General features: G+C 70.3%; 12 protein-coding genes. 6 read left to right on the forward strand and 6 right to left on the reverse strand.

Features of this window, described 5'->3' with window-relative positions; genetic code table 11:
- The first annotated feature begins 220 nt into the window (after window positions 1-220).
- Both ACFMQL_RS03270 and ACFMQL_RS03275 read left to right on the forward strand, forming a co-directional pair.
- A complete protein-coding gene (locus tag ACFMQL_RS03270; RefSeq protein ID WP_378784515.1) occupies window positions 221-2,422 on the forward strand; it encodes a DUF6351 family protein in 2,202 nt (733 codons plus the stop codon).
- Window positions 2,423-2,490: 68 nt separating this feature from the next.
- Window positions 2,491-3,096 (forward strand): ArsR/SmtB family transcription factor, encoded by a 606-nt coding sequence (locus tag ACFMQL_RS03275; RefSeq protein ID WP_378784516.1) that lies wholly within the window; start codon window positions 2,491-2,493, stop codon window positions 3,094-3,096.
- 27 nt (window positions 3,097-3,123) lie between these two features.
- Here the strand turns inward: ACFMQL_RS03275 and valS are convergent, their stop codons facing one another.
- Window positions 3,124-5,664 carry a valine--tRNA ligase gene (gene valS, locus ACFMQL_RS03280; RefSeq protein ID WP_378784518.1) on the reverse strand — a complete coding sequence of 847 codons (2,541 nt, stop codon included), beginning with the start codon at window positions 5,662-5,664 and terminating at the stop codon, window positions 3,124-3,126.
- A gap of 78 nt (window positions 5,665-5,742) precedes the next feature.
- Between valS and ACFMQL_RS03285 the strand changes: the two genes are divergently transcribed.
- Window positions 5,743-6,027 carry a DUF4235 domain-containing protein gene (locus ACFMQL_RS03285; RefSeq protein ID WP_364067270.1) on the forward strand — a complete coding sequence of 95 codons (285 nt, stop codon included), beginning with the start codon at window positions 5,743-5,745 and terminating at the stop codon, window positions 6,025-6,027.
- Here ACFMQL_RS03285 and ACFMQL_RS03290 read toward each other — a convergent pair.
- From ACFMQL_RS03290 to ACFMQL_RS03300, 3 genes are read right to left on the reverse strand one after another with little or no spacing between them, the layout of a single operon-like run.
- The gene (locus ACFMQL_RS03290) at window positions 5,960-7,393 is read right to left on the reverse strand and encodes a trehalose-6-phosphate synthase (protein ID WP_364067268.1); all 1,434 of its coding nucleotides are present in this window, start codon (window positions 7,391-7,393) and stop codon (window positions 5,960-5,962) included. The genes ACFMQL_RS03285 and ACFMQL_RS03290 overlap by 68 nt on opposite strands.
- 17 nt (window positions 7,394-7,410) lie before the next feature.
- Window positions 7,411-8,949, reverse strand: coding sequence for an FAD-dependent monooxygenase (locus ACFMQL_RS03295; protein WP_364067266.1), 1,539 nt, complete (start codon window positions 8,947-8,949; stop codon window positions 7,411-7,413).
- On the reverse strand, window positions 8,946-9,893 hold the full coding sequence (locus tag ACFMQL_RS03300) for an MBL fold metallo-hydrolase (protein ID WP_378784520.1): 948 nt from the start codon (window positions 9,891-9,893) through the stop codon (window positions 8,946-8,948). Before ACFMQL_RS03300 ends, ACFMQL_RS03295 begins: the two co-directional genes overlap by 4 nt.
- A gap of 204 nt (window positions 9,894-10,097) precedes the next feature.
- Here ACFMQL_RS03300 and paaI point away from each other — a divergent pair, with 204 nt between their 5' ends.
- The 3 genes from paaI (at window position 10,098) to ACFMQL_RS03315 (ending at window position 12,423) form a co-directional block, all read left to right on the forward strand.
- Window positions 10,098-10,466 carry a hydroxyphenylacetyl-CoA thioesterase PaaI gene (gene paaI / locus ACFMQL_RS03305; protein WP_364067684.1) on the forward strand — a complete coding sequence of 123 codons (369 nt, stop codon included), beginning with the start codon at window positions 10,098-10,100 and terminating at the stop codon, window positions 10,464-10,466.
- 51 nt (window positions 10,467-10,517) lie between these two features.
- Window positions 10,518-11,783 carry a phenylacetate--CoA ligase PaaK gene (paaK, locus tag ACFMQL_RS03310; RefSeq protein ID WP_378790129.1) on the forward strand — a complete coding sequence of 422 codons (1,266 nt, stop codon included), beginning with the start codon at window positions 10,518-10,520 and terminating at the stop codon, window positions 11,781-11,783.
- 88 nt (window positions 11,784-11,871) lie between these two features.
- Window positions 11,872-12,423, forward strand: coding sequence for a TetR/AcrR family transcriptional regulator (locus ACFMQL_RS03315; RefSeq protein WP_364067260.1), 552 nt, complete (start codon window positions 11,872-11,874; stop codon window positions 12,421-12,423).
- 17 nt (window positions 12,424-12,440) lie between these two features.
- On the opposite strand, the gene ACFMQL_RS03320 is transcribed toward ACFMQL_RS03315, so the two are convergent.
- Together ACFMQL_RS03320 and ACFMQL_RS03325 are read right to left on the reverse strand one after the other, a co-directional pair.
- The gene (locus ACFMQL_RS03320; protein WP_364067258.1) at window positions 12,441-13,268 is read right to left on the reverse strand and encodes a hypothetical protein; all 828 of its coding nucleotides are present in this window, start codon (window positions 13,266-13,268) and stop codon (window positions 12,441-12,443) included.
- Between the two features lie 92 nt (window positions 13,269-13,360).
- Complete coding sequence (locus ACFMQL_RS03325) at window positions 13,361-13,660, reverse strand: DUF4193 domain-containing protein (RefSeq protein WP_020542847.1); 300 nt, start codon at window positions 13,658-13,660, stop codon at window positions 13,361-13,363.
- Window positions 13,661-13,870: the final 210 nt, after the last annotated feature.

A 13,870-nucleotide genomic window follows, 5' to 3' on the forward strand; every position in this document is an offset into this window, starting at 1 on the left:
ACGAGCCGCGGCCACGGCCCCATGCACGCCCGTGCGACACGCGCCACACGATCAGCGCCTCCCAGCACGTACGCGCGCACGCGATCAACGCGGCCCTCGCATACACGCACGCACACGATCAGCGCAGCCCCCGCGCGTACGCGCACGCGGCCGGCGCGGCTCCGCACGGCGGCAAGATCGGGTCTGTGCAAGCGGGCGGGGCCGTGTCACCGTCGTGACCATGATGAAGGCTCCGGTGATCCTCGCCATGCTCGCGTCCTGCCTCGTCGCCACCCCGGCCTCCGCCTCCGCCTCCGCCTCTGCCTCCGCCTCTGCCACCGCCTCCGCCGCAGGGCAGGCGTCCGAAGCCGCCCGGCCGGCGCTGGAGGTACTGTCCAGCCGCCCCGACCAGGTCAGCGGCGGCGACGCCCTCATCAGGGTGCACGGAGACGCGAAGATCAGGGTGCTGCGCAACGGCGAGGACGTCACGGCGGCGTTCACCCGTACCGGCAAGAGCCGTACGGGCCTGGTGACCGGCCTGCGGATCGGGGAGAACACGATCACGGCCGTCGCGGGCCACCACCGCACGAGCATCCGCTTACGCAACCACCCCATCGAGGGCCCGATCTTCTCGGGCCCGCACCAGTACCCGTTCTTATGCAAGACGGAGCGCAGCGGCCTCGGCCCGCCCGTCGCCGACAACCAGGACGGCCAGGGCATGCGGGTCGAGGGCGGCTGGAGCAAGGACTGCTTCGCGCCGACGGTGACCGACCGCCTCTATCGCTCGACGGACGGCACGTTCAAGCCGATGCCCGCCGAGCGGCCCGCCGACATGGCGACGACGACGCTGCCTGACGGCCGCACGGTCGACTTCGTCGTCAAGCGCGAGCGCGGCGTCATCAACCGCTTCCTGTACTCGATCGCGATGCTGGAGGACGGCTGGACCGGCCGGGCGGTCTACCGGTTCGACGGCGGCGTGGCGATCGGCCACGACCAGGGCACGATCGGCGGCGGCGCGCTGGACGCGTACCAGCTCGGCCAGGGCTACGCGATCATGTACTCGTCCGGCACCCGTACGAACACGCACTACAACCTGATCCTGGGCGGCGAGACGGCCCTGATGGTCAAGGAGCGCTTCATCGAGCGGTACGGCCCGCCGCTCTACACGGTGGGCGTGGGCGCGTCGGGCGGCGCGATCCAGCAGTACATCTATGCCCAGAACCACGGCACCCGGATCATCGACGCCGCGATCCCGCAGTACTCGTATCCGGACATGGTCACCCAGACCATCCACGTGGGCGACTGCGAGCTGCTCGAACGCTACATGGACGCCCATCCGCGCTGGGCGAAGTGGGACGACCGCACGGCGCTCATCGGCATGAACGCGAGCGGCACGGTCGCGAACCCGTACACCGGAAAGCCCGGCTCCGACGAGTGCGTGAACGGCTGGCGCGGCCTGACCCCGCTGACCATGAACCCGCTGTGGACGTCGAACAACGACCCCGAGTGGGAGCGCATGGACCCGCCGGGCGTCAAGGACACCGTGCAGTGGACGCACTGGGACGACCTGCGCACCGTCTACGGCGTGGACGAGCACGGCTACGCCCGCTCGACGTGGGACAACGTGGGCGTCCAGTACGGCCTCAAGGCGCTCAGGGACGGCGTGCTGACGCCGGAGGAGTTCCTGGACCTCAACGCGCGCGTGGGCTCGTGGAAGGAGGCGAAGGACATGGTGCAGGAGGGCTGCCCGTTCGTGCCCTCGGTCTGTCCCGCCGACTTCGACCCGTGGAGCGCGCGCAACGCCCACCAGGGCGACCCGGCGCCGCGCCGCACCGGCGACCCGGCGGCGATCAGGAACGTGCTGCGCAGCGGCCTGGTGTTCGGCGGCGACATCGACATCCCGGTGATCGACTGGCGCCACTACCTGGAGGAGGAGCTGGACATGCACAACGCGCACCAGTCGTTCGCCGCCAGGAAGCGCATGCTGAACCACGACGGCCAGGCGGGCAACCAGGTCATCTGGTTCACCGACGCGCGTCCGGACGGGCCCGAGTTCGACCAGACGCCGGAGGCGCTCAAGGTGATCGACGAGTGGATGGCGAACATCCGCAGGCATCCGTCACGCGGCGTGATCGGCAACAAGCCGCCCAAGGCCGTGGACCGCTGCTTCGCCACCGACGGCACCGAGATCGCCGCGGGTCCGCACGTCTGGGACGGCGTGCTCGACCGCCGCGCCCCTGGGGCGTGCACCAAGCGCTTCCCCCTGTACGGCACCTCGCGTACGGTGGCGGGCGGCCCGATCGAGGGCGGCGTCTTCAAGTGCCGCCTGCAGCCGGTCGAGCGGGCGATCGCGAAGGGCCTGTACGGCTCCTGGAAGCCCACCGCCGAGCAGCGGGCCCGGCTGAAGCAGATCTTCCCGACGGGGGTGTGCGACTACCGCTAGCGGAATGCCGACTTCATCCAGGTGTGGAGGGATAGGCGGAGAGTCACCCGGTAATAGAGTGACCTGCCATGGCCACCCAACGCCGCCCCGCCACCGAGACGGAGGCCCGCGCACTGGCCTCCGCGACGCGCCTGCGCATTCTGCGGCTCTGCCTGGACGAGGCGCTGACCAACAAGGAGATCGCGGGCCGGCTGGGCGCGAACCCCGCCACGACGCTGCACCATGTGCGCAAGCTCGTGGAGACGGGCTTCCTGGCGGCCGAGCCCCGCCGCCCCGGCCCGCGCGGCTCGACGGAGATCCCCTACCGCACCACCGGCAAGACGTGGGAGATGGACGTCTGCGAGAGCGGCGTGACCGGCGCGAACGCGGCCATGCTCGGCGCGTTCCTGGAGGAGGTGCGGCTGATCGACGTCGCGGAGGGCGAGTTCGCCAGGCTCGGCGTGCGGCTCACCGAGGAGGACCACGCGGAGCTGTGGCGGCGGCTGCGCGAGGTGATCGACGACTTCCGCGACCGCCCGCCACCGGCGGACGGTGCGGCCTACTCGCTCTTCGTCGCCGTCCACAGAGACGTCACAAGGGACGTCACCAGGGACGCCACCAGGGACGCCACAAGGGACGCCGCCAGAGACGCCGGCCCCGGCCGGCGAGAAGCCGGGCCCGGGGCCGGCGCCTGAGACGGCCTTCGAGTCGGACTCGGGCCGTCAGGCGGACTCGGGCTGTGCGACGGGCTCGGGCGCCGACAGGTCCACCTCGACCTTGAGCTGCTCGCCGTGATCGAGCACGAACTCCTCGACGTTGCCCGCCGCGCACACGTCGTCCTGGGCCTGCTTGAGCAGCTCGACGTCGGGCGTCCACACCGACAGCCGCGACACCTCGGCGCGCATCGACAGCTTGGCCTCGGACTTGGCCTTGCGCACCTGCGCCAGCACGTCGGAGGCGACGGCCAGCACGGCGGGATCGCCGGTGCCGCGCTCGGCGACCGGCCAGGAGGCGCGGTGGACCGAGCCCTCGCGCCACCACGACCAGACCTCTTCTGTGACGAACGGCAGGAACGGCGCGAACAGCCGCAGCAGCACGTCGAGCGCCCGCCGCAGCGCCGCGTGCGCCGAGGCGGAGGCGGGACCCGACTCGTACGCCCGCGCCTTGACCAGCTCCAGGTAGTCGTCGCAGAACGCCCAGAAGAAGCGCTCGACGACCTCGATGGCCCTGGTGTGGTCGTAGGACTCGAACGCCTCGGTGGCCTCGCGCACGGTGTCGGCCAGCGCCGCCAGCATCGACAGGTCGAGCGGCTCGGTGACCTCGCCGTCGCTCTCGGCCAGGCCGAGCACGAACTTCGAGGCGTTGAGGATCTTGATGGCGAGCCGCCGCCCGATCTTGAGCTGCCCCGGGTCGAAGGCCGTGTCGACACCGTAGCGGCCGTTGGCCGCCCAGTAGCGCACCGCGTCGGAGCCGTGCTTGTCGAGCAGGTCGAGCGGCGTGACGACGTTGCCCTTGGACTTGGACATCTTCTTGCGGTCGGGGTCGAGGATCCACCCCGAGATGGCCACGTCGCTCCAGGGCACCTCGCCGAACTCGTAGTGGGACCTCACCACGGTCGAGAACAGCCAGGTGCGGATGATCTCGTGGGCCTGGGGCCGCAGGTCGGCGGGGAACACCCGCTTGAACAGGTCGTCGTCGGTGCCCCATCGCCCGGCGATCTGCGGGGTGAGCGACGAGGTGGCCCAGGTGTCCATGACGTCGGGGTCGGCCATGAACCCGCCGGGCACGCCGCGCTGCTCCTCGGTGTAGCCGGGCGGCACGTCGGACGACGGGTCGACGGGCAGCATGTCCTCGGTGGGCAGGATCGGCGCGTCGTGGACGGGCTGGCCGTTCTCGTCGATCGGATACCACACCGGGAAGGGCACGCCGAAGAAGCGCTGGCGGGAGATCAGCCAGTCGCTGGTGAGCCCCTCGACCCAGTTGTCGTAGCGGACCCGCATGTGCGGCGGGTGCCAGTTGAGCTCGCGTCCGCGCTCCAGCAGCCGGCGGCGCAGCTCCTCGTCGCGGCCGCCGTTGCGGATGTACCACTGGCGGGTGGTGACGATCTCAAGGGGCTTGTCGCCGCGCTCGTAGAACTTCACCGTGCGCTTGACCGGCCTGGGCTCGCCCACCAGGTCGCCCGACTCGCGCAGCATCTCCACGATGCGCTCGCGGGCGCTGTGGACGGTCTTGCCGGCCAGCTCCTTGTACGGCCCGGGATCGACGCCCTCGGGCGGCTCGGGCAGCAGCCGGCCGTCCCAGCCGATGACCGGCCGGGTGGGCAGGTGCAGCTCGCGCCACCAGGTGACGTCGGTGACGTCGCCGAACGTGCAGATCATCGCGATGCCGGTGCCCTTGTCGGGCTCGGCCAGGCGGTGGGCGAGCACCGGCACCTCGACACCGAAGATCGGGGTCAGCACGGAGGTGCCGAACAGGTCCTTGTAACGCTCGTCATCGGGATGGGCCACCAGCGCCACGCAGGCGGGGATCAGCTCCGGCCTGGTGGTCTCGATGTAGACCGAGCCCTTCTCGCCGTAGAAGGAGATCTTGTGGAACGCGCCCGGCCACTCGCGGTCCTCCAGCTCGGCCTGGGCGACCGCGGTGCGGAACGTGACATCCCACAGCGTCGGGGCCTCGGCGAGGTACGCCTCGCCGCGCAGCAGGTTGCGCAGGAACGCCCGCTGCGAGACCGCCCGCGCCTCGTCGCTGATCGTGGTGTAGAGCAGCGACCAGTCGACCGACAGGCCGATGCGCTTCCACACCTCCTCGAACGCCTGCTCGTCGATGGCGGTCAGCTTGTGGCACAGCTCCACGAAGTTGCGCCGGGAGATGGAGATCTCCCGCTTGCCGGGCTTCTCCGGCGGCACGAAGTCGGGGTCATAGGGCAGCGACGGGTCGCAGCGCACGCCGTAGACGTTCTGCACCCGGCGCTCGGTCGGCAGGCCGTTGTCGTCCCAGCCGAGCGGGTAGAACACCGACTTGCCGAGCATGCGCTGGTAGCGCGCCATGATGTCGGTGTGGGTGTAGGAGAAGATGTGACCGATGTGCAGCGAGCCCGACACGGTCGGGGGCGGCGTGTCGATGGCATAGATCTGCTCACGCGAGGCGGACCGGTCGAAGCGGTAGGTGCCCTCTTCGTCCCAGCGAGCTACCCATACCTGCTCCAAGCCGTCGAGAGTCGGCTTTTGGGGCATGGAGGGACGGCGTAGTCGCTGTTGAGTCATGCCTCCTTATGGTACGGCTTCGCGGGCCCGGCAAGCGGTAGAGACTAGTGTTCGTTACAAAGGGGAAGGGAGAGCGACATGGCGGAGGAGAAGCCAGATATCGCCTGGCGCGTCATCGGCGGCCTGGTGGGTCTGGTGACGGCGTGGGCGGCCCGCAAGATCCTGGGTTTCGCCTGGACGAAGGCGACCGGCAAGGAGCCGCCCGTCGACACCGAATCACCCGAGGTCAGCCTCGGCGAGGCGATCGGCTACGCCGTCGTCATGGGGGTGGGCATGTCGGTGGCGCAGATCGTGGTCAACCGGACCGCCAAGAAGCGCTACGACGCGTGGAAGTCGCTGAAGCAGGTGACTCCAGGGCAGTGAGGAATTCGTTCGCCCAGCGGTCCACGTCGTAGGTGGCGACCCGGCGGCGCATCGTCCGCATCCGCCGGGCCAGCTCGTGCGGCGTGGCCCGCATGGCGTTCAGCAACTGCCGCTTGATGTCCTCCACGTCGTACGGGTTGACGAGGTACGACTGCCGCAGCTCGTCGGCCGCCCCGGTGAACTCGCTCAGCACCAGCGCGCCCTGCAGGTCGTGGTGGCAGGAGATGTACTCCTTGGCGACGAGGTTCATGCCGTCGCGCAGGGGCGTGACGACCATGACGTCGGCGGCGAGGTAGAGCGCGGCCAGCTCCTCCTGGTTGTAGGACTGGTGGAAGTACCAGATGGGCTGGTAGCCGAGCTGGGCGTGCTCGCCGTTGATCCGCCCGACCTGCAGCTCGATGTCGTCGCGGAGCTTGCGGTACTCGTCCACGCGCTCCCTGCTGGGCGTGGCGATCTGTACGAACACCGCCTCGCCCGGCCGCAGCCGCCCGTCCTTCAGCAGCTCGCCGAAGCCTTCGAGGCGCTGCCCGATGCCCTTGGTGTAGTCGAGGCGGTCCACGCCGAGCAGCACGTGCTCGGGCTCGCCCAGCTCGATCCTGATCTCCTTGGCCCTGGCCACGATGTGCGGCTCGCGTACGAGCGCGTCGAGGTGCGCGAAGTCCACCGAGATCGGGAACGCCTGCGTGGTGACAATGCGGTCGTCAAGGAAGATCTCGTTCCCCTTGTACGGCAGCCCGAGCAGCCGGCGGCACAGCCGGCGGAAGTTCGACGCGCCGCCGGGCAGCTGGAAGCCCACCAGGTCGGCGCCGAGCAGGCCTTCGACGATGTCCTTGCGCCAGGGCAGCCGCCAGAACAGCTCGGTGGGCGGGAAGGGGATGTGCAAGAAGAACCCGATGCGCAGGTCGGGCCGCAAACGGCGCAGCATGGCGGGCACGAGCTGGAGCTGGTAGTCCTGCACCCAGACGACGGCGCCCTCCTCGGCCGCCTCCGCGGCGGCCTCGGCGAAGCGCTGGTTGACGGACTGGTACGCCTCCCACATCTGCCTGTCGAAGACAGGCGTCGCCACGACGTCGTGGTAGAGCGGCCACAGAGTGGCGTTCGAGAAGCCCTCGTAGTACAGCTCCACCTCGCGGGCGGACAGCGGGATGGGGATGAGGTTCATCCCGTCCTGCTGGAAGGGTTCGAGCTTCTCGTCTGGTGCACCGTGCCAGCCGGCCCAGGCTCCGTGGCGGCGCTGCATCACCGGGGCGATCGCGGTGACGAGCCCGCCAGGACTCCTGCGCCACGAGGCCGTTCCGTCGGGTTCGATCGTGCGGTCCACCGGCAATCGGTTCGCGACGATCAAGAACGAGCTACGGCCAGTCACGCAGTCCTCCTATGGGGTCATATGTCAGGAAAGCCGCCGAGCGCGCGGCTAACAGCGGCCGCTACCTGCTCCGGGCCCGCCTGGGGGAGGATCGCGGCGATGTGGGAGTCGGGCCTGATGATCCATGCTTCATCCGGCCCGGCACCGAGCCTCTCAGCGAGCGAGCCAGTCCCATCGATCTCCGCGAGCCCGCGAACGGCGAGCGGCGCCGTAATGACCTTGCCCAAGACCTGCGCAAACAAACTCGAATTGCACATATCACCCAATAGCACGAGAAATCCGTCTCGGGTGATCTCGCGTAGTCTGCCGCCCGGCAGCGCCATATCCGGCAGGATCACGCCGGGTGACGGCGGGCACGACCTGCCTTTGGGCGGCCTGCCCGCGAACGGGCGTGAGGGCTCGGGCGTGGTCAGCGGTGAGTCGACGTACCAGAAGGGCTCGGCGAAACGGCCGGAGTCGATCTCCTCCGCGCGCCCGCCCTCCAGCGCGGCCCGCCGCCGCATGCGCTCCTCCACGGTCCGCGGCACCAGGAAGCGCATGGTGGCGCCGGTGACCTCGAGGTTCTCCCGCGCGGCGGCGTGCCGCTCCACGTGGTACGACTCCAGCAGCTCATCCCCCGCCCAGCCGTTGAGCACGAAGGCGAGCTTCCATGCGGCGTTCTCGGCGTCCGGCACCCCGGAGTTGAGCCCGCGCGCCCCGAACGGTGCCACCAGGTGCGCGCAGTCGCCGGCCAGCAGCACCCTGCCGACCCGCATCCGGGAGGCCAGGCGCGAGTGGAAGCGGTAGGTGCTGTGCCACAGCAGCTCGTAGGGGCGGTCGCCGATGATCTGCCGGATCTTTCGCGCGATGTCGGCGTCGGTGGGGACGAAGTCGGGCGCGATCTGCCAGTCGATCCGGTACGTGCCCCCGGGACACGGGTGGATGAGCACCTGCCGCCCCGGGTTCCACACCGGGTCGAAGTAGAAGCGGCGCTCGTTCTCCCAGCCCGGCAGGTCGGCCTTGATGTCGCAGATCAGGAACTGGTCGTCGAACGTCTCACCGGTGAACTCCACGCCGAGCGCCGCGCGTACCGCCTGGCCCCGCGCGCCCGCGCAGGCCAGCACGTACGGCGCGCGCAGCCGCCGCTGCCCGCAGTGGACGGTGACGCCGGTCGCGTCCTGGGTCAGCCCGGTCACCTCGTGCTGCCAGCGCACCTCGATGAGCGGCTGGGCGGCGATGGCGGCGTCGAGGATCTGCTCGGTGCGGGTCTGGGAGATGTTCACGCACGGCGGCAGCGGCCCCTCGCGCTCGAACGTCCAGGAGAACAGCTCGCGGCCGCGGTAGTAGGTGCGGGCGGTGGTCCAGGCCAGCCCCTCCTCGGCGACCTGCCCGGCGCCCGCGGCGGCCCAGATGTCGAGCACGTCGCGCTGCTGGCAGATCGACTTCGAGCCGCCGCTCCCCCGTTCCGGCCGCTGATCGAGCACCAGCACCTGAACGCCCCAGCGGGCCAGCAGCAGCGCGGCGGTCTGCCCGACCGGCCCCGCGCCGATCACGATGACCTGCGGCTCGGCGGTCATGACTGGAGTTCGTCCCAGACCTGCCGGTCGCGCTCGGCGGTCCAGATGCGGGGCCGTTCGACGCCGTGCAGCTCGTCCCACAGCCGCGAGACGTTGAACGGCAGGCAGTGCTCGAAGATCGGCCAGGAGCCGTAGCGGGGTGCGAGCGCCTTGTGCGTGCGCTCGAACGCCTCCTTCACCGATCCGGCCGCGCTCACCTCGCGCATCATGACGGTCAGGAAGTCGCGGGTCTGCCCGATGGCCGCCGCGACGGCGTCCTTGCCGCGCGCCACCGCTCCCCTCCCGCCGACCAGCGTCTCGGCCCCGAACGAGGCCACCCGGTCGAGCGTCGTGGAGGCCCAGTCGCGGTGGAAGGCGTCGCCGGTGTAGAGGGCGGCCTGCGACTCGACCAGGTCGCCGGCGAACAGCACGCGCTGCTCGGGCAGCCAGGCCACCAGGTCGCCCTCGGTGTGGCCGCGCCCGCAGTACTGCAGGACCAGGTCGCCGCGCCCGCCGCCCAGGTCGATGGTGAAGCGGTCGCTGAAGGTCGCCGTCGGCCAGGTCAGGCCGGGGATCGAGCCGGGCTCTTCGAACAGGCGGGGCATCCTCGCGTACTCGCTGGCCCAGTCCTGCTCGCCGCGCTCGGCGATCAGCTCGCGGGTCTTCTCGTGCGTGACGATCACATCGGCCCCGAACGCGGACGCGCCCAGCACCCTGACCGCGTGGTAGTGGGAGAGCACGAGGTACCTGATCGGCTTGTCGGTGTGCTCGCGCAGCCGGGTCAGCCAGCGGCGGGCGGCCACCGGCGTGGCCATGGCCTCGAAGCAGACGAGGAAGTCCTCGCCCTCGATGGCTCCGACGTTGGGGTCGCCTTCGGCGGTGAGCGCGTACACGCCGTCCGCCAGGACCTCCAGGGACTGCCGCTTCTCGCCGAGGTCCGCCGACGAGGCGAACGGCTTGGCCATCGCTGTCTCCTCCCGCTCAAGGCACTGCCGCTCCCGGCCGGTCGGCCCGGGGCGGCGTGCACGCTCCTAGGAGTCTCTTCCCGCTCACGCCCCGGCTGTCCCCGGTGCGCGTGGTGGCTCTTGACAGGCGTGTTCCGCTGGTGATTGGTTTACCGAACATTCGGTCAGTTGACAAGGGAGACCGTTGTGGATAGTGCGCGCCGCATGATGGAGGCCGACACCGCATCAGCCGCCCTGGGCATCGTGCCGGAGGAGCTGGGCGAGGGCCGGGCGGTGTGCCGGATGACGGTGACCGGGCAGATGGTCAACGGGCACGGCATCTGCCACGGCGGCTACGTCTTCCTGCTGGCCGACACCGCGTTCGCGTGCGCGTGCAACAGTCATGGGCCGGTCACGGTTGCGGCGGGGGCGGAGATCACCTTCGTCTCCCCGGCTCACGCGGGCGACGTGCTGATCGCCGAGGCGGAGGAGCGCACGCGCTACGGCCGCAGCGGCATCTACGACGTCACCGTGCGCAGGCCCGACGGTCAGGTGGTCGCGGAGTTCCGCGGCCGGAGCCGGGAGCTGAAGTGAGACGGTCGAAATGAGACTGGGACGACCCCCGCACCCCACGAGCTCGACCCCATCGAGCGCGTATCCCGCGACGAGCTGATGGCGCTCCAGCTCGAGCGCCTGCGGCACACCCTCGACCACGCCTATCGCAACGTCCCCCTCTACCGGGAGAAGTTCGACAAGGCGGGCGTGCACCCGAACGACTGCAAGGAGCTCTCCGACCTGGCCAAGTTCCCCTTCACCACGAAGGAGGACCTGCGGCAGAGCTACCCGTTCGGCATGTTCGCGGTGCCCCGCGAGCAGGTGGCGAGGATCCACGCCTCCAGCGGTACCACGGGACGGGCCACCGTGGTCGGCTACACCAAGCACGACCTGGACGTGTGGGCCGAGGTGATGGCCCGTTCGATCCGCGCGTCCGGCGGCAGGCCCGGCGACATCGTGCACGTGGCCTACGGCTACGGCCTGTTCACCGGCGGGCTCGGCGCCCACTACGGCGCCGAGCGGCTGGGCTGCACGGTGGTGCCGGTCTCCGGCGGCATGACGCCGCGGCAGGTGCGGCTCATCGAGGACTTCAAGCCCGACGTCATCATGGTGACGCCGTCGTACATGCTGGCCCTGCTCGACGAGTTCGCGAACCAGGGCCTCGACCCGCGCGCCACGTCGCTGCGGGTCGGCATCTTCGGCGCGGAGCCGTGGACGGAGAAGATGCGCGCCGAGATCGAGGACGCCTTCGACCTGGACGCGGTGGACGTCTACGGCCTGTCGGAGGTGATCGGCCCCGGCGTGGCCAACGAGTGCGTCGAGACCAAGGACGGGCTGCACGTCTGGGAGGACCACTTCTACCCCGAGATCATCGACCCGTTCACCGGCGAGCCGGTGGAGCCGGGCGAGAAGGGCGAGCTGGTCTTCACCACCCTCACCAAGGAGGCCATGCCGGTCATCCGCTACCGCACCCGCGACCTGACCCGGTTGCTGCCCGGCACCGCGCGGCCCGCGTTCCGCCGCATGGAGAAGGTGACCGGCCGCACCGACGACATGATCATCCTGCGCGGCGTGAACGTCTTCCCCACCCAAATCGAGGAGATCGTGCTCGGGATCGAGGGCCTGTCGCCGCACTTCCAGCTCAGGCTCACCCGTCCCGGACGGCTCGACGTGATGACGGTCAGGGTCGAGGCGCGGCCCGGGTTCGTGGAGGGGCGCGAGGCGGCGGCGCAGGCGCTGCGCACCGCCGTCAAGGAGACCGTGGGCGTGAGCGTCGAGGTCGAGGTGGTGGACCCCGAGACGCTGGAGCGTTCGGTGGGCAAGCTCAAACGCGTCATCGACCAGCGCCGTGCCTGAGACCGCCTCTCAGGCTTCCTCCAGTGCCGCCTCTGGGGCCGCTCGCCCGCCCGCGCGCAGGCGCGGGCGGGGCCTCGATCCCGAGTCGGTGCTGTCGATCGCGGTCGGTGTCTTCAACGAGCGCGGCTACGACGGCACCAGCATGGAGGACCTCGCTAAGGCGCTCGGCGTGACCAAGTCGGCCATCTACTACCACGTGCCGGGCAAGGAGGAGCTGCTCGCCAGGGCATTGGACCGGGCGCTTGACGGGTTGTTCGCGATGGTGGCCGACGAGCGCGCCGCGTCGGGCTCGGCCATCGACCGGCTTGAGTGGGTCGTCAGGCAGAGCGTGCGCATCCTTGTGGAGCGGCTGCCGTATGTGACGCTGCTGCTGCGGGTGCGCGGCAACAGCGGCACCGAGCAGGCGGCGCTGGAGCGGCGCAGGGAGTTCGACCGGTTCGTCAGCGGGCTGGTCGGCGAGGCGGTGGCGGAGGGCGCCATCAGGGCCGACGTCGATCCCGGCCTGGTGACGCGGCTGCTGTTCGGCACCGTCAACTCGATCACCGAGTGGTACCGGCCGGGGCGTGGCGCATCGGCGGACGATCTGGCCGACGCGCTGCTCAGCATGACCTTCGACGGTCTGCGGCCGCACCCGGCCTGACGGCCGGGAGGGCCCGGCTAGCCCTCCAGCTCGCCGCGCGCCCCGCCGCGCACCGGCTTCGGCGCGGGGGCCTCGGGCAGCGGGGCCTTGATGCGCAGATCGGCGCGGATGGCCTCGCCGAGCTTTTTCGTGGCCATGCGGTTGAGCGCCCCGCCGGCGATGGCGCCGGTCAGGAACGGCCCGAACGTGCTGAGATGGCGGCCGAGCGTGCGCATGAGGCGATTGCGCAGGGCCGTCTTGGTGGCCGCACCGAGCGCCAGGGAGACGGACGCGGGGGCGAGGGGGTCGATGCCGCGTTGCCTGGCCCAGGCGGCGGTGAAGGCGATGGCGCGCTGGGCGCCCGAGCCCTGGACGTGGACGCCGTAGACCTCGTGCAACTCGGCCAGCAGCTTGACCTCGATGGCCGCGACGACGATGGTCTCGGCGACGAGCTGCGCGGGGGCGGAGAGCAGGAGGGGCGGCGCGGCGAACTCGGCCGCGGCCAGTGCTCCGCCGATGGCGCCTACCGTCATCGTGGCCTTCTGGGCGGTGCGCACCAGGTCGTCGGCGAGCTCTTCGCCGGTCAGGCCGTGATGGTGCTCGGAAAGGGTGTGCAGGTCCCTGATCGGGATGCGCGGCGCGATGTTGAGGAAGACGTCCGCAAGCCAGCGGCCGCGGCCGGCGCCGGTCGCCCGTGCCCGCTTCGCTCCTTCGGACAGCCTCTGCGCGAGTCGGCCGAGCAGCCTGCGCCGCTCGGCCGGCTCGAGCTCACCCGGAGCGGTGAGCCTGCCGACGAGCTCGCCGACCTCGCGGTCGGGGCCGGCGACCTCATCGTCCGGTTGGCGGTCTTTCTCCGGTTCGGCCACGCGTTGCCTCCGTAACTGATGTCGCGATCGCTCGGGTTCGTGGGCTGTCGTGGTCCTCTGTCCCCTTACCCGGAGCTCGGTCGCTCCAGTGGTCAGGCGGCGCACTCCCGGCAGACCTGCTGGCCGTTCTTCTCGGAGGCCAGCTGGCTGCGGTGATGCACCAGGAAGCAGCGTGAGCAGGTGAACTCGTCCGCCTGGCGGGGGATCACCCGCAGGGAGAGCTCTTCGTTCGACAGGTCGGCACCGGGCAGTTCGAGCGACTCCGCCAGGTCGGTCTCATCGATGTCGATGCTGCCGGACGACTTGTCGGTGCGCCGCGCCTGAAGCTCCTGGAGGCTGTCTTCACCCAGGTCGTCGTCTGTCTTGCGCGGGCTGTCGTAGTCGGTAGCCATTGTGCTTACTCCATCCCCCTCATCTATATGTCTTCGCGCTCATCGCGCGTCTTCTAACGTCCGGGAAGCCCATCTTGTGCCCGTTCCGTCGGGGAGATTTCCCATCGGTACCCCGAGGAAACGGACGACGAACCTCCCAACACGTCAGGGCCTGCTGCCGTCGGCAATGGTTAGCCAAATATGGCGAAACCCACAGCCTTGGCGTCATGC

The organism is Nonomuraea fastidiosa (assembly GCF_042751225.1).
Taxonomy (GTDB): domain Bacteria; phylum Actinomycetota; class Actinomycetes; order Streptosporangiales; family Streptosporangiaceae; genus Nonomuraea; species Nonomuraea fastidiosa.